Annotated in this window: 19 protein-coding genes; 10 read left to right on the top strand and 9 right to left on the bottom strand. The window is 45.2% G+C overall.

Features of this window, described 5'->3' with window-relative positions; all coding sequences use genetic code 11:
- Window positions 1-24 precede the first annotated feature (24 nt).
- Genes ACHKAR_RS02960 through accC form a run of 3 tightly spaced genes read right to left on the bottom strand, consistent with a single transcriptional unit; the run spans window position 25 to window position 3,368 of the window.
- Window positions 25-606 carry a Maf family protein gene (locus ACHKAR_RS02960; protein WP_159580127.1) on the bottom strand — a complete coding sequence of 194 codons (582 nt, stop codon included), beginning with the start codon at window positions 604-606 and terminating at the stop codon, window positions 25-27.
- Complete coding sequence (locus ACHKAR_RS02955; RefSeq protein WP_395416104.1) at window positions 569-1,873, bottom strand: DUF1015 domain-containing protein; 1,305 nt, start codon at window positions 1,871-1,873, stop codon at window positions 569-571. The genes ACHKAR_RS02960 and ACHKAR_RS02955 overlap by 38 nt, the downstream gene beginning before the upstream one ends.
- Before the next feature lies 1 nt (window position 1,874).
- Entirely contained in the window at window positions 1,875-3,368 is a 1,494-nt protein-coding gene (gene accC / locus ACHKAR_RS02950; RefSeq protein ID WP_395416103.1) for an acetyl-CoA carboxylase biotin carboxylase subunit, read from the bottom strand.
- A gap of 139 nt (window positions 3,369-3,507) precedes the next feature.
- Between accC and ACHKAR_RS02945 the strand changes: the two genes are divergently transcribed.
- Window positions 3,508-4,764, top strand: a complete 1,257-nt coding sequence (locus tag ACHKAR_RS02945; RefSeq protein WP_159580121.1) for an aminotransferase class I/II-fold pyridoxal phosphate-dependent enzyme — start codon at window positions 3,508-3,510, stop codon at window positions 4,762-4,764.
- Between the two features lie 99 nt (window positions 4,765-4,863).
- Window positions 4,864-5,040: a histone H1 gene (locus tag ACHKAR_RS02940; protein ID WP_159580119.1), complete on the top strand. Its 177-nt coding sequence runs from the start codon at window positions 4,864-4,866 to the stop codon at window positions 5,038-5,040.
- A 135-nt stretch (window positions 5,041-5,175) separates the two neighbouring features.
- Here the strand turns inward: ACHKAR_RS02940 and dapA are convergent, their stop codons facing one another.
- The 3 genes from dapA to ligA are packed head-to-tail and all read right to left on the bottom strand — an operon-like array spanning window position 5,176 to window position 8,606.
- Complete coding sequence (gene dapA / locus ACHKAR_RS02935; RefSeq protein WP_395416102.1) at window positions 5,176-6,051, bottom strand: 4-hydroxy-tetrahydrodipicolinate synthase; 876 nt, start codon at window positions 6,049-6,051, stop codon at window positions 5,176-5,178.
- Window positions 6,041-6,553, bottom strand: coding sequence for a DUF6913 domain-containing protein (locus tag ACHKAR_RS02930; RefSeq protein ID WP_221413284.1), 513 nt, complete (start codon window positions 6,551-6,553; stop codon window positions 6,041-6,043). Before ACHKAR_RS02930 ends, dapA begins: the two co-directional genes overlap by 11 nt.
- A gap of 1 nt (window position 6,554) precedes the next feature.
- Window positions 6,555-8,606 carry an NAD-dependent DNA ligase LigA gene (gene ligA / locus ACHKAR_RS02925; protein WP_395416101.1) on the bottom strand — a complete coding sequence of 684 codons (2,052 nt, stop codon included), beginning with the start codon at window positions 8,604-8,606 and terminating at the stop codon, window positions 6,555-6,557.
- A gap of 170 nt (window positions 8,607-8,776) precedes the next feature.
- On the opposite strand from ligA, the gene ACHKAR_RS02920 reads away from it, so the two are divergent.
- A complete protein-coding gene (locus tag ACHKAR_RS02920; protein WP_395416100.1) occupies window positions 8,777-10,210 on the top strand; it encodes a CCA tRNA nucleotidyltransferase in 1,434 nt (477 codons plus the stop codon).
- A 46-nt stretch (window positions 10,211-10,256) separates the two neighbouring features.
- The gene (locus ACHKAR_RS02915; RefSeq protein ID WP_159580109.1) at window positions 10,257-10,952 is read left to right on the top strand and encodes a hypothetical protein; all 696 of its coding nucleotides are present in this window, start codon (window positions 10,257-10,259) and stop codon (window positions 10,950-10,952) included.
- A gap of 9 nt (window positions 10,953-10,961) precedes the next feature.
- On the opposite strand, the gene ACHKAR_RS02910 is transcribed toward ACHKAR_RS02915, so the two are convergent.
- Window positions 10,962-11,414 (bottom strand): SRPBCC family protein, encoded by a 453-nt coding sequence (locus tag ACHKAR_RS02910; RefSeq protein WP_395416099.1) that lies wholly within the window; start codon window positions 11,412-11,414, stop codon window positions 10,962-10,964.
- 66 nt (window positions 11,415-11,480) lie between these two features.
- Window positions 11,481-12,851 carry an MATE family efflux transporter gene (locus ACHKAR_RS02905; protein ID WP_395416098.1) on the bottom strand — a complete coding sequence of 457 codons (1,371 nt, stop codon included), beginning with the start codon at window positions 12,849-12,851 and terminating at the stop codon, window positions 11,481-11,483.
- 388 nt (window positions 12,852-13,239) lie between these two features.
- On the opposite strand from ACHKAR_RS02905, the gene msrA reads away from it, so the two are divergent.
- Window positions 13,240-13,773 carry a peptide-methionine (S)-S-oxide reductase MsrA gene (gene msrA, locus ACHKAR_RS02900; protein WP_395416097.1) on the top strand — a complete coding sequence of 178 codons (534 nt, stop codon included), beginning with the start codon at window positions 13,240-13,242 and terminating at the stop codon, window positions 13,771-13,773.
- A 51-nt stretch (window positions 13,774-13,824) separates the two neighbouring features.
- Here msrA and ACHKAR_RS02895 read toward each other — a convergent pair whose 3' ends face one another.
- Window positions 13,825-14,220: a hypothetical protein gene (locus ACHKAR_RS02895; RefSeq protein ID WP_395416096.1), complete on the bottom strand. Its 396-nt coding sequence runs from the start codon at window positions 14,218-14,220 to the stop codon at window positions 13,825-13,827.
- Window positions 14,221-14,565: 345 nt separating this feature from the next.
- On the opposite strand from ACHKAR_RS02895, the gene ACHKAR_RS02890 reads away from it, so the two are divergent.
- From ACHKAR_RS02890 to ACHKAR_RS02870, 5 genes are all read left to right on the top strand, one after another.
- On the top strand, window positions 14,566-17,073 hold the full coding sequence (locus ACHKAR_RS02890; protein ID WP_395416095.1) for a M14 family metallopeptidase: 2,508 nt from the start codon (window positions 14,566-14,568) through the stop codon (window positions 17,071-17,073).
- Between the two features lie 9 nt (window positions 17,074-17,082).
- On the top strand, window positions 17,083-17,856 hold the full coding sequence (locus ACHKAR_RS02885; protein WP_395416094.1) for a sulfotransferase family protein: 774 nt from the start codon (window positions 17,083-17,085) through the stop codon (window positions 17,854-17,856).
- 76 nt (window positions 17,857-17,932) lie between these two features.
- Window positions 17,933-18,427, top strand: coding sequence for a hypothetical protein (locus ACHKAR_RS02880; RefSeq protein WP_395416093.1), 495 nt, complete (start codon window positions 17,933-17,935; stop codon window positions 18,425-18,427).
- Window positions 18,428-18,524: 97 nt separating this feature from the next.
- Window positions 18,525-18,854 carry a hypothetical protein gene (locus tag ACHKAR_RS02875; RefSeq protein ID WP_395416092.1) on the top strand — a complete coding sequence of 110 codons (330 nt, stop codon included), beginning with the start codon at window positions 18,525-18,527 and terminating at the stop codon, window positions 18,852-18,854.
- Window positions 18,855-18,902: 48 nt separating this feature from the next.
- Window positions 18,903-19,679, top strand: a complete 777-nt coding sequence (locus ACHKAR_RS02870) for an XRE family transcriptional regulator (RefSeq protein WP_395416091.1) — start codon at window positions 18,903-18,905, stop codon at window positions 19,677-19,679.
- Window positions 19,680-19,712 lie beyond the last annotated feature (33 nt).

Genomic DNA, 19,712 nt, shown 5'->3' with positions numbered 1-19,712 from the left:
AGGGGCTTGTGAGCCCCTTTTGTGTTAAATATCGTCCTGAAATTCAGATTTTAAAACTTCATAAACCCTGTGAGTAGGTAAGCCCATCACGTTGAAGTAAGATCCTTTGATAGACACTACTTTCGTCTGTCCGATCCATTCCTGAATACCGTAAGCACCCGCCTTGTCGAATGGTTGATATTCTTCAATGTAAAAGTTGATTTCTTCGTCGGTCATGTGCCCAAAGGTGACTTCTGTAATTTCCGTGAAGGCCACTTGCTTCTTGGGCGAGGAGATACAAACCCCACAGATCACCCGGTGAGTACGACCCGAGAGGGATTTTAGCATGCTGAAAGCTTCCGCATGATCCGCTGGCTTATTGAGTACCAAATGGCCTAATACGACTGTAGTATCAGCAGTAATCACTACCTGATCGGAAAGCAGCTCACGGTAATTTTTGTTTTTCTTTACTGCCAAAAATTCTGCCACCTGTTCGGCAGGAAGCTCCTCGGGATAACTTTCGTCAAAATCCCGGACAAACACGTCGAAGCTAAAGCCAGCTTGTTTCAGCAGCTCCTGGCGCCGTGGACTATTGGAAGCAAGAATCAAAGGGTGTCTGAAACTCATGATCGTCTATGGAACTAAATACGAAACCACTAATGACTTTAGGGTAAAAGTAGGTTGATTTCTGGGGCATTGTGAATCCACTGTAGCATACTTGCTTGACAGTTTCAATTGAAATATCCTTGGTAATTAAAGCAAACTGTGCTTCACCTTTGAGCACCTCCCTTAGGCACTCTGTGAAGTTTCGTTGAAAGGTAATGTTTCTGGCATTCACCTGTTTCTGGCCGGGGATTTCCAGGATTTTCTCAAATATAAAATAATGCATTACCGTCAGGTCCAGGGCTTTCACTTCATCTGGGAAATTCCATTTGATCTCGTTGATTTTTTCCGGCTTTAGACGAATTTTATAAGCATTATCACCTATCAAAAGCCCGAAAGCCCACTGTTTGCCCAAAATGATCTCATTGACATCCGGTGCATTTTCCACCGTTTTGATGGTGAAATCCTCTTCCAGTTGGTTTAGGAGCCATTCTTCGGAGAAGTTATCCAGATCACGCACCACCCGGTGGGTGGGCAGTATTCTCAGATCATCCGCCTCGGTATTGGTGAGCATCATCATGTGGTAGTTGTACCCTTCCTGTCCGGTATGCTTTGGATTCTCCTTTCGGCGCTGCTGCATGTAGTTGAGTGAACCCTCGTAGCGATGATGACCATCTGCCAGTATGATTTTCTTCTCCCTAATGATTTCCTGAATCCTGCCTATGATTTTGGCATCATGGATGACGGAAAGTACGTCTCTTACTCCCTGATAATCTTCTGACTCATAGATGGGCGCCAGCATGCTTTCATCCAGGTACTTTTCTATTTCTGCATTCGGGTCGGTATAGAGCCCGTGGGTAGGGGACACATTGAGTTGGGTTTTATGGAGAAGCTGCATGCGATCATCTACTGAAAATGGCATGGTACTCTCATGCCTCAGGATTTCCTTTTCGCCCCACTCGTAGATTCTAATGTTGCAGATGAAGCCTTTTCGGATGTAGGTCTGGTCTCTGCCTGCCAATGAAAAATGCTGAAAGTAGACATAGATTCCTGGCAGCTGATCCTGAACGATTACCCCATCCTGCTTCCATTGGCTCAGTTTTTCTTTGGCCAGTTCGGCAGGATGTTCTCCTTGGGGTACCGAAAGGTGAATGCTGTTATACTCGGTTTGATAAAGTACTTCCCGCTGTTTATTTGAGACCACATCAAAGAGTGGTGAGGTAAGTCTATCGATATTTTGAGTATGCTTTTGATGGTACCTCCAGCCAGCAAATGGTCTGATTTCTGCCATACTAGTCGCGCTTAATCCGACTTTTCCACCCAGATTTCTGACTGGCAGCAGGGGTATACTGAAGCCGTTCTTTTTTGGCTTTGTATTGTTCAAAAGCAAAAATGGCTGCTACCCGCTCCAGATCTTCAGAAGGCTCTTTTCTCACATGATCCGGTGTGAAATGCTCTTCCACAAACTTCGTTGTAAAAGACCCATCGATGAAATCGGGGTGGTTCAGAACGAATTCGCAAAAAGGCAGGGTAGTTTTGATGCCAATGATTTTGTATTCAAAAATGGCTCTTTTCATCCTTTCAATGGCCTCTGCCCGGTCTTTGCCGTGGGTAATGAGCTTTGCGATCATTGGGTCATAGTGGATAGGAATCTCCATTCCTTCTTCGTAGCCATCATCTACCCTCACACCCGCTCCTTGTGGACGTCTGTAGGTACTTAAGGTGCCTGTGTCGGGTAAGAAATTGTTTTCAGGATCCTCCGCATACACACGCACTTCTATGCTGTGTCCGTTGATTTGAAGGTCTTCCTGGGTAAAGGAGATGGCTTCACCCTGAGCGATTTTGATTTGTTCTTTCACCAGATCCACGCCGCTGATCTGTTCTGTGACGGGGTGCTCCACCTGCAGGCGGGTGTTCATTTCCAGAAAATAGAAATCCAGATGAGCATCTGCGATGAACTCCACCGTGCCGGCTCCATAGTAGTTGCATGATCTGGCCACGTTTACTGCAGCTTCTCCATATCGCTTTCGTTGCTCTGGGGACAGTACAGCAGAGGGAGCCTCTTCTATTACTTTCTGATTTCTTCGCTGTATGCTACATTCTCTTTCAAAAAGGTAGACAATATTACCATGTTGGTCACCAAGTATCTGTACCTCAATGTGTTTGGGGGAAGTAATAAATTTCTCGATAAAGACCGCCTCATCGCCAAAAGAGCTGCGTGCTTCACTAACTGCTCGCGTCATTTGCTCATCAAAGTCTTTGGGGTCGGTCACTATCCTCATTCCTTTTCCACCACCGCCGGCGCTTGCTTTGATCATCACCGGATAGCCGATTTTCTGCGCCACGGCCTTGGCTTTTTCCACATCGCTGATAGGTTCGTCCATCCCAGGCACGAGCGGTACATCAAATGATTTTACTGCTTGCTTGGAGGCTAGTTTGTCGCCCATTACTTTGATGGCCTCTACGGACGGTCCAATGAAAATGATTCCTGCCTGAGCTATTTTCTCCGCGAACTGGGCATTTTCAGAGAGAAATCCATATCCGGGGTGTACTGCGTCAGCACCCGTGAGTTTGCAGGCTTCAATGATTTTGTCAGCGACCAGGTAGGACTGAGCGGAGGGGGGTGGCCCGATCAATACAGCTTCATCTGCGTAGAGTACGTGCGCTGCTGCTTTGTCAGCTTCGCTATATACCGCCACGGTTTTTATCCCCATTTCTTTCGCAGAGCGCATCACCCTTATGGCGATTTCGCCTCTGTTGGCTATGAGTATTTTCTTGATTTTCATTTTTTTGGGTTATGACACAATGCTAATGAATATTTACAAAAAATGACCGCAGGTTAAATGCCTGTATAACATTTGTCCAATCTTTAATAAGTGTTAGTTTTGTATTTCCAAATTGGTAAGGTTTATTAATACACGTTAGATGGATTTATTTGAAAAATTGCTACAGGATAGGGGGCCGCTAGGACAGCATTCTTATTTTGATGATAACTTTTATATGTTCCCAAAACTGGAGGGTGAGATTGCTCCCCGAATGAAGTTTAGGGGGAAAGAAGTGTTGACCTGGAGTTTGAACAACTACCTGGGTTTGGCTAACCATCCTGAAGTAAGAAAGGCAGATGCCGAGGCAGCTGCCGAATGGGGAATGGCGTATCCTATGGGAGCCAGGATGATGACGGGAAATACCGTGTACCACGAGCAGTTAGAAAGAGAGCTGGCGGCCTTTGTGCAGAAGGATTCGGCCATGCTTTTGAACTTTGGCTATCAGGGTGTAATGTCCGTGATTGATGCTTTGGTGGATAGAAAAGATGTGATTGTGTATGATGCTGAGTCTCACGCCTGTATTATTGATGGATTGAGATTGCACATGGGTAAGCGTTTTGTTTATCCTCATAATGACATAGAGAACCTCGAGAAGCAGTTGAAGCGTGCTGAGAGACTCGTAGGAGAAACTGGAGGAGGTATCCTTGTGATTACTGAGGGTGTCTTCGGGATGTCTGGTAACATGGGAGATCTGGCCTCTATCGTGAAGTTGAAAGAGAAATTTAATTTTAGGTTGTTGGTAGATGATGCTCACGGGTTTGGTACCATGGGAGCTACAGGAGCAGGAGCAGGTGAGGAGCAGGGCGTGCAGGATGGTATTGATATTTATTTCTCTACTTTCGCCAAGTCTATGGCCAGCATTGGGGCGTTTATTGCCGGAGATGCAGCGATCATAGATGTACTTAAATACAATGTGAGGTCTCAGATATTTGCCAAGTCGTTGCCAATGCCACTGGTTATCGGTAACCTCAAGCGTTTGGAGCTTCTCAGAACTAAGCCTGAGTTGAAAGAAAACCTTTGGACCATAGTAAATGCCATTCAGTCTGGCTTCAGAGAAAAAGGCTACAGAATAGGCACTACACAGTCTCCGGTGACTCCTGTGGTCATGAATGGAGACACCATGGAGGCAGTAAACCTCGTAAAGGATCTCCGAATGGAGCATAGCATATTTTGTTCTGTGGTGGTATATCCTGTGGTGCCTAAGGGTACCATTATTCTGAGGATCATCCCAACAGCTGTGCATAGTTTGGATGATGTGGCAGAGACGATCACGGCTTTTGAGGCAGTTAAGAAAAAGCTGGATGATGGAGTGTACAAAAAAGCAGGAGTAGAGGGTGCCACTTTGGCACAACTTTAGGTCATATTTAGCTTTTTTAGCTCAATATGCTTGGTTTTTGAACATTTTATATAAATTGCCTCATCGAATAATTATCAGTAACCTTAAAGATTTATCAATATGAAAAGATTCGAACAACTTAAAGAATTAGTAGATTCTCTTGAAGCAGATTTCAGCAAATTTTATGACAAAGAAAACTCTGCAGCAGGAACAAGAGTTAGAAAAGGAATGCAAGAGCTGAAGAACCTCTCACAAGAGATCAGAATCGAAGTGCAGGACATGAAAAACAAAGCATAATCCCAAAAGATTATAAAATAAGAGAGGGGCTTTTAAGCCCCTTTTTTATTGTATCAGCCCTTTCCGGGCACTGAGCATAAAAAAAGCCAGATACTTTAAAGTTGAGTATCTGGCTTTTTTGTTAAAAGCGTATCTCTATTTATTCAGATACATTTTGAAATGTCTGATGAGTTCTTTGCTACCTGCATAAAGAGGCGATCGTACGGTGTTTTGAATAAGTCCAAAAGCATCCAGACCGGATTTAACAGAAACCGGGTTGCCTTCTGCTGAGACCAGTTCGTAGCCCTGCAATAGCTCAAAGTGGAGCTTGGATGCTCCTTTGAAATCACCGGCAAGTGCTAGTTTGACCATTCGTGAAAATGCCGCCGGCTGCAGATTGGCAATGACAGAAATGGCACCCACACAACCAAAAGACATCATAGGAAGGGTAAGTGCATCATCACCTGATATCAATAGAAAGTCCTCATCTGTGTTGGCTCTGATTTCCATGCACTGTGTGAGGTTTCCAGAAGCTTCCTTGGTTCCAATGATATTGGGATGTTTTGAAAGCGTTACAGTGGTCTCAGTGGTGATGTTAGAGCTGGTTCTGGCGGGTACGTTGTACAATATCACCGGAAAGGGACTTGCGTCGGCAATGGCCTCATAGTGCTGTACAATGCCTACCTGTGATGGCTTGTTATAGTAAGGACTAAGGCTCAGGATAGCCGCCAGAGGGTAGTCCTTGATCAGATCGAGCTGATCGGTCACCCATTTGGTACTGTTTCCACCCAGACCATATACGATTGGCAAATTCCGCGGGTTATTGGCAATGACGAATTCGGTTACCTGATTCTTCTCTTCCGCAGTGATGGTAGGTGCCTCGCCAGTTGTACCCAGAATGACCAGGTAATCCACTTCTCCCTCACTTACGTGATCTATTACCGCTTTCAGACCGTCAAAGTCAATACTTTGATCTTTATTGAATGGGGTAATCAAGGCCACTCCGGTACCTTTAAAAATTTCAGTATTCATAAGATTGAATCATTTTTAAATATCTTAATACTTCACTACTCAGTGGGGTTTGCTGATCATCAGCCTGAATCATCATCTCAAAGAGATGGTCTCGCGAAGGTGTCCTAATGCCAACACGGCATTTGGCTTTCACTTGCGAAAATACATAGTCAATGATGAAATGCCGTGACTGATCGAAACATAATGCAAAATCGTAGCTCTGGCGAAGGAAAAAATTGAGGTCTTCGCTTTTGATTTCGCCAGTCAGTGAGATTTCCTTAGAATGAAAATGGGGGAGAGCGGTGGTCTTTTTCTTGATGCTGTGACAGTATACCATCATACTGATCTCTTTCCCTTCCTTTTTGAGCTCGTTGACGATCTCACTTATTTGCTTTTCATTCTCAAAGAGGTCTGAGTAGATGATCGCTATTTTCTGGCTCGATTTGAAATCGGTCATAAGCTCCTGGGACCTCTTTTTCAAAATCCGCTTCGCTTTAAAATTCAGAATGGCTTTCTTTAGCATGTCATTGGTTAATCATCTCACTAAACTCCTTCTCTGAGAGTATTTGGGTGCCCAGATTTTGAGCCTTTTCCAGTTTGGCCGGGCCCATATTGGCACCAGCAATCAAAAAATCAGTGCTTCCGGAAATGGAACTGGAGACCTTCCCGCCAAGGCTTTTGATGAGTTTTTTCAATTCCTCACGTTCAAAACTCTCAAAAACCCCTGAGACCACAACCGTTTTTCCCTGAAATATTTGCGTCTGATACTCCGGAGTTTGGGTTTCTTCCATCCTCATTTGCAGACCAGCGGCCTTGAGTCGTTCTATCAGTTCTATGTTCTCAGGGATGCTAAAGAAATTCACCACACTTTCGGCTATTCGCTCACCGATCTCATGAACTGCGATCACCTCTTCCATACTGGCATTTCGGAGGTTGTCGATGGTCTTGAAGTGCTCAGCCAGCTTCTCAGCTACTGTGCGCCCTACATACCTTATACCAAGCCCAAACAGGACGCTTTCAAAAGGAATCTGCTTGGATGCTTCCAGTGATTCCACAATGTTCTGTGCGGATTTATCTTTAATGGACCTGATCTTTACTTCCCCTGTAAGTTCATCTTTGTCCTCAAACTTCAATCCATTCAGGTCCTCAAAAGTGAGTGAATACAGATCTGCAATTCCGGATATTTTACCTGTCTGGAAGAGGCCCTCGATGGTTTTGGGACCCAGGTGGGCAATGTCCATGGCATTTCTGGAAATGAAATGCTCGACACGTCCCATGACCTGAGGAGGACAACCATCTGCGTTGGGACAGTAGTGATTGGCTTCTCCTTCTTTTCTCACCAGTGGAGTGCCACACTCCGGGCAACTGTTCTGGTAGATCGTTTCTTTTGAATCCGCAGCACGACGATCGTGATTTACCCCAGTGATTTTCGGAATGATTTCACCACCTTTTTCCACAAACACATAGTCTCCAATCCGAATATCCAGACGTTCTATTTCATTGGCATTGTGCAGGGAGGCACGCTTCACGGTGGTGCCAGCCAACAGTACGGGCTCGAGCTCAGCCACAGGAGTGATGGCTCCGGTGCGCCCCACCTGATAGGTGATGTTATTCAGTCGGGTCTCTGCGGCTTCAGATTTGTATTTGTATGAAATGGCCCAGCGTGGTGTTTTGGCTGTGAACCCAAGTTCTTCCTGATGAGCTGTGCTATTGACCTTGATGACGATTCCGTCGGTCTCTACAGGCAGTTCGTGTCTTTTTTGCTCCCAGGTGTTGATGTATTCAAAGACCTCTTCAAGACTTTTACATCGGGCATAGGTGGGTGAGACGTTGAAATTCATACGTTCCAGGAGATGGATAGACTCTTCATGGGTGCTAGTGGTAATGGCGTCTCCAAGTAAGCTGTAAAGGTAACAGTCCAGCTTTCGGCTGGCTACCACTGAAGAGTCCTGCATCTTCAGGGTGCCTGATGCAGTATTTCGCGGATTGGCAAGTAGTGCCTCTCCATTTTTTGCACGTTCTTCATTGAGCGCTTTGAAGACCTTCTTGGGCATGAATACCTCACCCCGAACCTCAAAAGTTTCAGGGTAATCACCATTAAGTCGTAAGGGAATGGTGCGAATCGTTTTCACGTTGCTGGTCACTTCATCGCCCTTTTCACCGTCTCCGCGCGTGACGGCCTGGCTGAGCACCCCTTGCTCATAGAGCAGGCTGATGGCCACACCATCAAATTTGAGCTCACAGAAGTACTCATAATCCTCCGTTCCCAATCCTTTCATCACCCGTTTGTCAAATTCGATGAGATCATCCTTGGAATACGTATTGCCAAGCGAAAGCATTCGTGATTTGTGATAGACGGTGTTGAAATTTTTAGTGATAGTGCCACCTACGCGGTGCGTGGGCGAATCCTCCAGTTTAAACTCAGGATAGGCTGCTTCCAATTCTTCCAACTGCTTCAGCTTCTGATCAAATTCGAAATCAGAGATTTCAGATTTGTTCTCCTGATAATAGAGATAACTGTGATGATTCAGCTCTTTGGTGAGGTTGGCGATTTTCTCTTGTGGTGATGTGCTCATTGATCGGATTTCGTCTCTACAAATCTAATAAGTAGTACAAATAAGCCGAGGTGTACTGGTGGTTTATTGTCAGCGAGTTTGACATTTGGCTGTAAGGATTTTCCTTTATACTGCGTTTTTATTCTGGTGCCTACAAACTGCATTGGATTGATTGTTATAATTTTGAGCCAATGATGGTAACGGAGGTTTTGGATAAGCAAGTGGATTTTCATCCATTGATTCACCGTGTGGGTCAGGTGGCGACAGGTTTGGGGGTTTCAGCTTATATAGTGGGCGGTTATGTGCGGGATCTTATTCTGGGTAGAAATTCCAAGGATATCGACTTTGTATGTTTGGGAAGTGGTATCCGGCTGGCAGAGCAGTTGAAGAAGGAGCTTGGTAAGGAAGCCAAACTAGCCGTATATAAGAACTTTGGCACGGCAGCCATCACTTATGATGGATACGAGCTGGAGTTTGTAGGAGCCAGAAAGGAGAGCTATAGAGCGGATTCCCGGAAACCCATTGTAGAAGATGGCACCCTGGAGGACGATCAAAACAGACGGGATTTCACCATCAATGCACTGGCCATCAGCCTGAATGAACACGATTTTGGAACCTTGATAGATCCTTTTGGCGGGGTAGAGCATTTGGGTCAGAAACTGATCAAAACTCCTTTGGAACCAGAGGTAACTTTCTCAGATGATCCACTCAGGATCATGCGCGCCATTAGGTTTGCTACACAGCTCAAATTCGACATAGACCCGGATACTTTCAATGCCATTGTCACTCAAAAAGAGCGGATCAAAATCATTTCTCAGGAGCGCATCACCGACGAGCTCAACAAGATCATTCTGGCAGATACACCTTCCTATGGTTTTAAACTCTTGTTCTCCTCAGGTTTATTAGAGATTATCTTTCCTGAAATGGCCCGGCTTCAGGGCGTGAAGAAAGTAAATGGAAAATCCCACAAGGACAATTTTTACCATACCCTTCAGGTACTGGACAACATCAGTGAGGACACTGATGACCTCTGGTTGAGATGGTCGGCCATTCTTCATGATATTGCCAAGCCCGCCACACAGCGCTTTCATGACAAAGCAGGGTGGACCTTTCATGGGCATGAAGATATGGGTGCCCGGTGGGTGCCGAAGATCTTCAAAAACCTGAAGCTCCCTCTAAATGATAAAATGAAGTATGTGCAAAAGCTCGTGAGGCTTCATTTGAGGCCCATCGCTTTGGTGAATGAGAAGGTGACTGATTCAGCGATCAGAAGGTTGCTCTATGAAGCAGGTGATGATATAGAAGACCTGATGACCCTGTGCAGGGCGGATGTCACCTCCAAAAACATGGATAGGGTGCGGCGCTATTTAGCCAACTTTATCAATGTGCAGAATAAGATCAGGGAAGTAGAAGAAAGAGACCATCTTCGCAACTTTCAGCCTCCGGTATCAGGGGAAACCATTATTGAAACGTTTGATATAAAGCCTTCGGTAATTGTGGGCGAAATCAAAAACGCCATCAAAGAAGCCATTCTGGAGGGACAGATCAAAAATGATCCTGCAGAGGCGTATGATTTGATGCTGGAGATAGGAAAAGCCAAAGGGCTGACTGTCAAATCAAAGTAATTTCTATTTTTGCAACTTCTTGAAAATTTCACACTAAACAAATAACATGAAATACCTTGCCACTTTATTGATTGCTCTTTGTGCAATCTCAGCATCCGCACAGCAGCAGGCTCCCAAGGATAGTATTCCTTATGAGCTGAGAAAACAGGCATATATCTACACCCTTGCCAAAAAGTACAATGATCCGGATGTAGCAAGGATGGCACTCTACAATCTGATTGCCACCAACCCCAATAGCAGTGCAGTGCTTGATTCACTGGCTTTACTCTATTTCGATTACCAGCAGTATGCATCTGCAGCGCTTGTGGCGCAAGATGCCATGAAGGTTGATCCCAATGATCTGTTTGCTACGGAAGTGGCTGCAGTGGCTTTTGATAACCTGGGGGTGAAAACCAGAGCCGTCAATAACTACGAAAAGTTATACCTGGCAAATAATGATCTGGGCACGCTCTACAAAATTGCGTTTTTGCAGCTAGAGCTCAAGCGACATGGTGAAGCCATTAACAATGCCGATATCATCATAGCTTCTCCTAAGTCAGACCAACTTAAATTGGTTTTCCCAATAGATAATTCAAGAACTCAGGAGATTTCGCTCAAAGCAGCCACTATTCGAATGAAAGGAATGATCGAAGCGGATAAGGGCAATACCTCAATGGCTAGGGAGCTATTTCAAAAAGCTCTTGACATGGAACCGGAGTTTGCCATGCTGAAGGAGCAGATTGCAGCACTCGATAAGAAGTAATAACAGATATTATTGTTCAGCACGTTGCTTGAGTCGCTCCAGCCACTTGAGCAGCGTGGTGTGCAACTTCTGATGGCTGAAAAAGAGGGTGAGAAAGCCCTGGAGCGATTCTTCGGTAGATACAATGGTTTGATTATCTCCTGAATCTTCCAATCGCCACACCTGGATGGCTTTGATGCCTTTGGTAGAACCAGTCCAGCTCAGGAGCTCAGGAGCCTGCACTTTTCGAATGGTGGAGGTTAGGGTGGAGCCATTAAGGGTCCAGCGAAATTCAGCTCCGTCTTTTACCTCATCCACTTTTACTGATTTGATGTCTCCATTCCACTCTGGCCAGCGGGACATATCGATCAGCACCTCCCATACCTTTTGAATCGGCGCATTGATAATGACAGATTGGCTGTCTCTAATGCTCGCATCAGGATTAATTCTTCCGTTTTCGGCTAGTGGTGCTAAAATCTTCATAAGGTGGCGTCTAGTGCTTCTTGGTAAATTTACGATTTTAGATGGATTACCAAAACGTTTTCCGATCTATGGTGCCGCATTATGTTGGGCATAGTCCGACTGCATCTGGGCCACAATTCTTCGGTTGAAAAACGCGGAAATAAGGCCGCCTGTAACATAGGTGATGGCTACGGCAGAATATATGCCAGCAACTCCAAAGGAATATTCCAACAAATAAAGCAATGGAATGCATATAACAAGCATTTGCACAAATACGATCAGCGATGCTGCCAGAGGTTTGCTGAGGGTATTGATATTACTGTTCACCACCTGCACAATCCCCTGAAACCCGAAGGAAAATGATACGATGGTCAGGTACATTTTGGTGGATCGGATCACTTCAGGGTTGTCGGTGAAGATGCTGGCAATAGGATCATTCAGCAGGTACAGGATCAGCGCCATGCCCAAGCCCCAGGTCACGCTAAATACATTGGCATAAAAAACACCAATACGTATTCTGTCAAAATGGTAAGCACCAAAGTTTTGTCCGGTAAATGGACCTATGGAGGCCGAAAGGGCAAAAAGGATGCTCATCGAGAGGAACTCTATCCTGGTGGCGACTCCATAGCCGGCAACCATAAAGTCCCCATAGCCAGCGAGAAGCGCGGTAATCACACCTGTAGTGATGGGTACAATCATTTTACTCAGGCCTGAAGGGATACCGATGTGGAGGATGGCCTTCCAACATCCAAGCAGCGTCTTCCATGCAGGGATAGTTTTGACGATCAGCTTTTCTCTCCTGGCCAGCACCCAAAGTGAGAGTACCATGGTCATGGCTCGGGAGATGGCGGTGGCTATAGCGGCGCCTTTCATCCCCAGCTCCGGGAAGGGACCATAACCGAAGATCAGAAGAGGATCGAGGATCGCATTGACTAGTACCGCAAAAATCATGATCAAACTGGGTGTTCGGGTATCACCAGTCGCACGGAGAGCACTGTTACCCACAAACGGGATAATCACGAAGAATAATGCCAGGTACCAGATAGACATATATTCGATCACATATGGCAGGATCTCGTCACTGGCTCCCAGCAGCCTGAAGGTAGGGTTAATGGTGAATAGCCCGATGACAATAAACACTCCGGCTATTAATACCGAAAGCACCAGGCTATCAGTCGTTTCGCGGGCGGCTTTTTGTCGATCATTCCTGCCGATGGATCTGGAGATCAATGCCGTGGCTCCGATGCCCAGGCCCTGGATAATGCTGAAGATCACCAGGATTACCGGAAAAGTAAAGCTGAGTGCTGCCAACTGCAGGCTCCCAAGCTTTCCTACAAAATAAGTATCCACGAGATTGAAAGCCACCATGCTCAGGATTCCCATCATCATGGGCAGAGTGAGGCCAATTAATTTCTTAGGAATAGATCCGGTGGTAAGGTCTTTTTTATGTGCTTTCAATAGACTTAATTCATGTAGATGTAAAAACCATCAGTCCGGTATCGGCATGTTTCATGTAAATTTCTAGTTGCTCTGCCGAATTGATTTCATACCTCAGACCAACTCCCTGGCGCCCTTAAAGTTTATCATATCACAAAAAGTTGTCAGACATTCATAAACGTTGGGTAATGTTAATATTAGCCAAAATGAAGTATTAGATATCCACAGGGCAATCGATGCTATTAAAATACAATCTTGAAACCGGGGGCTGAGGAATACAGATCCTTTGAAAGGAGCAAGTATAGGTTGAGTTTAAGGAGGTATTTGTGAACGAGATAAAATGTTGTTTATTTCGTGAACCTTTTGAGTGATCGGGAGGTTATTCTTGCCAAATTTTCTCAAATAAACAATGGAAAAAATAACGTTAGGTTCAGGGTGTTTTTGGTGTACAGAGGCTGTTTTTCAGCGTCTTAATGGGGTGGAGTCTGCAGTGTCTGGTTATTCCGGAGGGAAGACCAAAGATCCCTTCTATAAGGAAGTGACTACAGGCAGGACCGGCCATGCGGAAGTAGTACAGGTGACCTTTGATCCGGCAGTGATCAGTTTGGAGGAAATTTTGGAAGTGTTTTGGAAGACGCATGACCCAACTACACTCAACAGACAAGGAAATGACGTAGGTACTCAGTACAGATCAGCTATATTTTACCATGATCCGGCACAGCAGGTGGTGGCCGAGCGATTGAAAAAGGCGCTGGATGAATCGGGAGCATGGGGTGACCCGATTGTAACTGAAATTACGCCGTTTGAAGTGTTTTACCCGGCTGAAAATTACCATCAGGATTATTTCAACGAGAACGGTAGCCAGCCATATTGCCAATTTGTGGTGGCTCCCAAGGTGAAGAAATTCAAGGAGGTCTTTGCTGATAAGCTGAAAAAAGATTGATCTAAAAAAAAGGGCCTCAATATTGAGGCCCTTTCCATTTAGAAGTAAGTATTACTCTCGGAGTTTCCAGATCTTCGCCTGAATGTCGGTGCCATCAAACCAGAAGTTTTGTTCTTTACCAACCTTCAAGGCTTCAGAATATAGTTTTAAGGCCTCGTCTTTCTCACCTTTGTCGCGATAGTAGTCGGCTTTTATTTCCAGATTAAAGGGGTCTTTGTTGATTTCTATGGATTTATTGATCCACTCCAGGGCCTGCTCCACATTTTCCTGTTTTCTAAAACACACCTTGGCACTCTGAGCCATAGTCTTCCAGTCATAAGGAGCTGCACCTTCCACAGCGTCCTTCGCTTTTTTTACTGCATTACTGTCATCAGGAGTGGCCTGAGTGCTGTACGTGAAAATCATTATCAGTGCTGCTACTCCCATCATTCTTTGAATCGATTTCATACCTGTTGTTTTTATAGTTGAGAATTAAATAATTGAAATCTCAGGATATCAATTCTGTGCCAAATTGATAACTACTTGATAAATAGCTATTTAAAAATATTTTGAGTTTCATTAGGTGTTCATGATCGGATCTAGATGTTCACATTTCTGAACACTTGCCCGAAATTCCGGGGTTTAAAAAGTTACACTTACGGGCTTTATTTAACATTTTTTTTTGAAGCCCACTTATTTCGGGATGTTGTTCCCTTTGGTTATTTGTCCGGCCAACCGTCTATATAAGTATGTCATGTTAGTCGGTTGATTTGAGTTATTTTAGCAGCATTCAGTATTCAATGAAATGACCCAATGAAAAAATATATAGTAGCACTTTTGGCTTTAGGTAATATGCTTGGCGGCCATAGTCAGTTGAAATCTCCTGCCAGCTTTTTGGGCTATGAGCCGGGTGAGCAGTTTAGTCGTCATCATCAGGTGGTGGACTACTTTCAGCATGTAGCCGAGGTTTCACCTCAGGTAGTGCTTCAGCAGTATGGCGAGTCTTATGAAAAGCGTCCTCTATATCTGGCCTTTGTGTCCACCAAAGAAAACCTGGACAAGCTGGAAACCATTCGCACGGATAACCTCAAACGTGCAGGATTAGTGAGTGGCTCTCCTGAGTTGTCCATCAGCGTGGTTTGGCTCAGTTACAATGTGCATGGAAATGAATCAGTATCAACAGAAGCGGCCCTGACTACCTTGTATGAATTGGTGAGAAGTGACTCTGACAAGGCTGAATGGCTCGAAAATACGCTCATCGTCATGGACCCGTGCGTGAACCCTGATGGGAGGGAACGCTATGTGAATTTTTACTGGCAATACGCCAATCAGCCCTACAATGCCAACCCGGACTCCTGGGAGCATCATGAGTCATGGCCCGGGGGTAGAGCCAATCATTACCTGTTTGACCTGAACCGGGATTGGGCCTGGCAGACTCAGGTGGAAAGTCAGCAGCGAATGGCCGTCTATAATCAGTGGCTTCCCCAGATTCATGTGGATTTTCATGAGCAGGGAATCAATGAGCCCTATTATTTTGCTCCCGCGGCAGAGCCCTTTCATGAGCTGATTACCGACTGGCAGCGTGATTTTCAGACGCAGATCGGTAAAAATCACTCAAAGTATTTTGATGCCAACAACTGGTTCTACTTCACCAAGCAGTATTTTGATTTGCTCTACCCGAGCTATGGAGATACCTATCCGATTTACAACGGTGCCATTGGGATGACCTACGAGCAGGGTGGCTCTGGGAGAGCCGGCCTTGGTGTGATCAAAGAAGAGGGAGATACACTCACACTGAAAGACCGCATAGCTCATCATTATACCACGGGATTGTCTACTATAGAGATTACCTCCCAGAATAATGAAAAGGTACTCAGTGAGTTCACGAAGTTCTTCAAACAAAAAGGCCCTTCAGATTATAAGAGTTATGTCCTGAAGTATGACGGTAACCAGGGAAAGTTTGATGCCCTCAAGCGATGGTTAGACATGCAGGGGATCCGCTATGGGGCTGCCAGTGTTTCTAAACCACTCAGTGGCTATCATTATGGTTCTGGGAAAACAAAGAGCTTTTCTATCGTATCTGAGGATATCGTGATCTCTACGGATCAGCCCAAGTCGGTTCTTACCTCTGTCTTGTTCGAGCCGAAAACTAAACTCTCCGATTCACTTACCTATGACATTACAGCCTGGGCAGTGCCTTACGCTTATGGGGTGGAGGCCTATGCCACGAGTGCGGTGCTTTCGGTGGGTGCCAGCAAGACCACATCTTCAGAGCTCACACAGCTTTCTCCGGCTTACGGATATATTTTCAAATGGGAGAATATGCAGGATGCCCGATTGCTGACAGCCATGCTGAAGGAGAAGGTGCAGGTGCGTTTCACTACTCAACCCATCCAGCTGGAGGACAAAGTCTTTAATCAGGGTTCTTTTCTGGTTACCCAACGCGACAATGCAAAAATTCGTGATTTTACCAATTTCGTGAGCAACCTGAGCACTCAGTACGGACGCCAGGCTACTCCGATTGCTTCAGGGTTTGTGTCTGCAGGACCAGATATAGGGTCTGCTGATGTTCGGTTTCTCCGGGCACCAGAAGTGGCTCTGATCGGTGGGCCTGGGACGTCTTCACTTGATTTCGGCGCTACCTGGCATTTTTTCGAGCAGGAGCTGGGGTATCCCGTTACCACACTTTCTACTGAATATTTCGATCGAGTGGATTTGAGCCAATATGATGTGCTCATCATGCAAAATGGTTGGTACAGCGATTTTGGAGCTAATACTATGAAGAAAATAAGTGACTGGGTGGCTGATGGAGGTACGTTGATTGCCGTGCAGGGCGCACTGAATAAGTTAGCAGACAGTGATTACAGCGGTTTGAGTGCCTTCAATTCAGAAGCCGAGAAAGGGGCATTTGAGGATAAGGATGATTTAGTAAAAGAAGAACTGAAACTAGTGCCGCATGCAGACAGAGAGCGCTATGATATCCGGGAGTATGTGGCGGGTGCTGTATTTAAGGTCCATCTGGATAAAACCCACCCTTTGGCTTTTGGGTATGGTGATTCATATTTTTCACTGAAAACCTCAGCCTCCCGGTACGGCTATTTATCCTCAGGCAATGTAGGAGTCATCAAGTCTCCGGAAGATCATTTGAGCGGTTTTGCTGGTCAATTGGTCAGGAGCAGGGTGGGAAGCTCATTGGTGTTTGGGGTAGAGTCTATCGGTGCAGGACACATGATCTATATGGCCGACAATCCATTATTCAGGTCTTTTTGGCAAAACGGGAAGTTGCTGTTTACCAATGCCATATTCTATGTTGGAAACTAGTCTCTGCCAATGAATACATGGTGGAAAGCCAATATTACCAGCCCGGTGATCAATCGGCTCGGACGAATCAGGGAACGCAATCACTTCACCAGAGCTCCGATACTTATTGGTGGCTGTGGTCGGTCCGGTACCAGTCTGCTACTTTCCATGCTCTCTGCGCATCCAGGTATTTTTGCTTTTGCTAAAGAATTAGATGCTTTTACAGAATGGCATCAAGGGAGTGCAGGGCTGGTTCCCACACGCATTGATCGACTTTACAGGGCCATTCTGACCAAAAGAATCCCGCAACAATGTCACCGCTGGTGTGAGAAGCGTCCGGCCAATGTGCGGTTTATACCTGAACTGCTGGAATACTTTGGGCCGGATGCCCGGTTTATCCATATAGTACGTGATCCTCGTGCGGTCTGCACTTCCATTCATCCCGAAAAACCCGATGAGTACTGGATTCCAATTGATCGGTACATCACCGATGTTTCGGCAGGGGTGGCCATGCATGATCATCATCAGGTGTTTACGCTTAAGTATGAGGATTTGGTGACGGACTATTTAGGTCAAATGAGGAAGGTTTGTGATTTTATAGAGGAGCCGATGAGTGAGGAATTGTTGAGGTGGTATGACCATGCCACAGTCAGAGATAACAGGGCCTGGTTTGATGGGGTACAGGAGGTTCATAGCCTGGGTTTGGAGAAGTGGAAGGATCATTCCCATCAGAAAAGGGTTGTGGAAATCACCACGAATGCTGAAGTACGTGGGTTGATGGATCGTTTTGAATACGTTATTTAGTATTCAGTTAAAAATAGGGGTAATGTTTTTGCGTTAGGTTGAATGAAATATTTAATTTAGAAGAAAAATATACCCTATGAAGAAGATTTCGTTACTCGTCGTTTGTTTGTCCATGTTTGGATTGGCCAAGGCCCAAATATCTAAAGGTGAACACTTTTTGGGAGGTACCGTGAACATTAGTGATAATGACGGATCTGGTGCGTTTGTCCTGTTGCCTGAGTATAGGTATGCCATTGGGGATCGGGATTTACTCGGACTCTCCATCGGATATATTTCACGTTCTATACCTGATGTTTCGTACGCTGTTTTTCATCCCAACTACACCAGGATATTCCCGATAGAAGGAAGCTTCTTCTGGCTTTTGAATGGCTACGTTGATTTGAGTTTTGGAGATCAGGAAAGAGTGGCACCCGGTATAAGCCCGGGTTTGGGTTATCGGGTTCACAGAAGCACAGTGGTTATTCTTCGCAGTGGAGGTATTTCTTATGATTTCAAGGCAGATTACTTCGACTTGGGGCTGAATACGTCCAATCTCGGCATGAGTGTCTACTTTAGGATAGGAGGCCAATAGGCAGAACCTTTAATATCTCATTTTATTAGTATTTTTACCATCATTATTTGCATTTTACTAAAATAATGATCTTATTTACTTCCATAATGTGGAAGCTATGAATAAGAATGCTAATATATTTAGAGTGAAGGATCTGCTGACCGTGGCAGCGGATGTGTCATTTGATGACGAGTATGCGCTTAAACTCAATTCCAAAAAGTTAAAATCGGGTAAGTGCCAGGTGAAATTTTATGCGACCATTCGGGAGCGTAAAGACATGTACGGCTATGTATTGGTGGATGCGAATAAGACCCTTCGGGATGTGGTGGTTACCATTAAGGAAAAACTTCATACCATCCGACAGACCAAAGAGTTTCATCATTTACATTTGTATTCTATTGGCAAGTCAGGGCGGGATGATATGAATTTCATTATTTTCGATAGCTGATCCCCACATGGATAAAATGTTACGCTATATCATTAATCGAGCAGAGTTGTGAGTATTATCGCTGAAAACATCAAATTTCTTAGAAAGCAAGCCGGATACACCCAGGAGCAGTTTGCCAATCAGGTGGGCATTAAGCGGTCGGTAGTGGGTGCCTATGAAGAAGCCAGGGCCGAGCCCAGGCTTCAGACATTGATGAGCATCGCCGAGGTACTCAATGTGAGCACTGACGATTTGATCGCCACCGACCTGACCACAGGAAAGGGGAGTTCACCTCGGGATAAGGTGAGAATATTGTCAATCACGGTGGACAAGGAGGATAATGAAAATATTGAATTAGTACCCCAAAAGGCAGCTGCCGGCTATATGAATGGATATTCCGATCCTGAATACATCTCAGAGCTTCCCAAATTCAACCTTCCAATGCTGCCCAAGAATGCAACTTACAGGGCCTTTGAGATTTCTGGAGATTCTATGTTGCCCATTACATCCGGATCCATTGTCATTGGTAGGTACCTTGAAAGCATTACAGAGATCAAAAACGGTAAAACCTATGTGCTGGTGACTGACCGTGAGGGCGTAGTTTATAAACGCGTGTTCAACTATATTGAGGAGAAGGGTACCCTTTACCTGGTTTCTGACAACAAGTCCTATTCAGCATATGAGGTTGATCCAAAGGAAGTAATGGAGATATGGGAAGCCAAGGCGTATATAAGTATACAGTTTCCTGATCCTGAGGCCGCAAATGAACTTTCTATTGACAAAATAGCGGGCATGGTGCTGAACCTTCAGCATGATGTAAATGAGATTAAGAAAAATATCAGATAAACAACATCTCATTTTTTCCTCCTTCGTAATAAT

This window comes from Marinoscillum luteum (genome assembly GCF_044005705.1).
GTDB classification, from domain to species: domain Bacteria; phylum Bacteroidota; class Bacteroidia; order Cytophagales; family Cyclobacteriaceae; genus Marinoscillum; species Marinoscillum luteum.
This window is presented reverse-complemented; position numbering and strand designations above follow the sequence as displayed.

Excerpts from the sequence above, each read along its gene's own strand:
- ACHKAR_RS02920 (WP_395416100.1), top strand. The coding sequence starts at position 8,777 with ATGATGGTAACGGAGGTTTTGGATAAGCAAGTGGATTTTCATCCATTG.
- accC (WP_395416103.1), bottom strand. The coding sequence starts at position 3,368 with ATGAAAATCAAGAAAATACTCATAGCCAACAGAGGCGAAATCGCCATA.
- ACHKAR_RS02960 (WP_159580127.1), bottom strand. The coding sequence starts at position 606 with ATGAGTTTCAGACACCCTTTGATTCTTGCTTCCAATAGTCCACGGCGC.
- ligA (WP_395416101.1), bottom strand. The coding sequence starts at position 8,606 with ATGAGCACATCACCACAAGAGAAAATCGCCAACCTCACCAAAGAGCTG.
- ACHKAR_RS02940 (WP_159580119.1), top strand. The coding sequence starts at position 4,864 with ATGAAAAGATTCGAACAACTTAAAGAATTAGTAGATTCTCTTGAAGCA.
- ACHKAR_RS02915 (WP_159580109.1), top strand. The coding sequence starts at position 10,257 with ATGAAATACCTTGCCACTTTATTGATTGCTCTTTGTGCAATCTCAGCA.
- ACHKAR_RS02880 (WP_395416093.1), top strand. The coding sequence starts at position 17,933 with ATGAAGAAGATTTCGTTACTCGTCGTTTGTTTGTCCATGTTTGGATTG.
- ACHKAR_RS02945 (WP_159580121.1), top strand. The coding sequence starts at position 3,508 with ATGGATTTATTTGAAAAATTGCTACAGGATAGGGGGCCGCTAGGACAG.
- dapA (WP_395416102.1), bottom strand. The coding sequence starts at position 6,051 with ATGAATACTGAAATTTTTAAAGGTACCGGAGTGGCCTTGATTACCCCA.
- ACHKAR_RS02875 (WP_395416092.1), top strand. The coding sequence starts at position 18,525 with ATGAATAAGAATGCTAATATATTTAGAGTGAAGGATCTGCTGACCGTG.
- ACHKAR_RS02910 (WP_395416099.1), bottom strand. The coding sequence starts at position 11,414 with ATGAAGATTTTAGCACCACTAGCCGAAAACGGAAGAATTAATCCTGAT.
- ACHKAR_RS02890 (WP_395416095.1), top strand. The coding sequence starts at position 14,566 with ATGAAAAAATATATAGTAGCACTTTTGGCTTTAGGTAATATGCTTGGC.
- ACHKAR_RS02955 (WP_395416104.1), bottom strand. The coding sequence starts at position 1,873 with ATGGCAGAAATCAGACCATTTGCTGGCTGGAGGTACCATCAAAAGCAT.
- ACHKAR_RS02885 (WP_395416094.1), top strand. The coding sequence starts at position 17,083 with ATGAATACATGGTGGAAAGCCAATATTACCAGCCCGGTGATCAATCGG.
- ACHKAR_RS02895 (WP_395416096.1), bottom strand. The coding sequence starts at position 14,220 with ATGAAATCGATTCAAAGAATGATGGGAGTAGCAGCACTGATAATGATT.
- msrA (WP_395416097.1), top strand. The coding sequence starts at position 13,240 with ATGGAAAAAATAACGTTAGGTTCAGGGTGTTTTTGGTGTACAGAGGCT.
- ACHKAR_RS02930 (WP_221413284.1), bottom strand. The coding sequence starts at position 6,553 with ATGCTAAAGAAAGCCATTCTGAATTTTAAAGCGAAGCGGATTTTGAAA.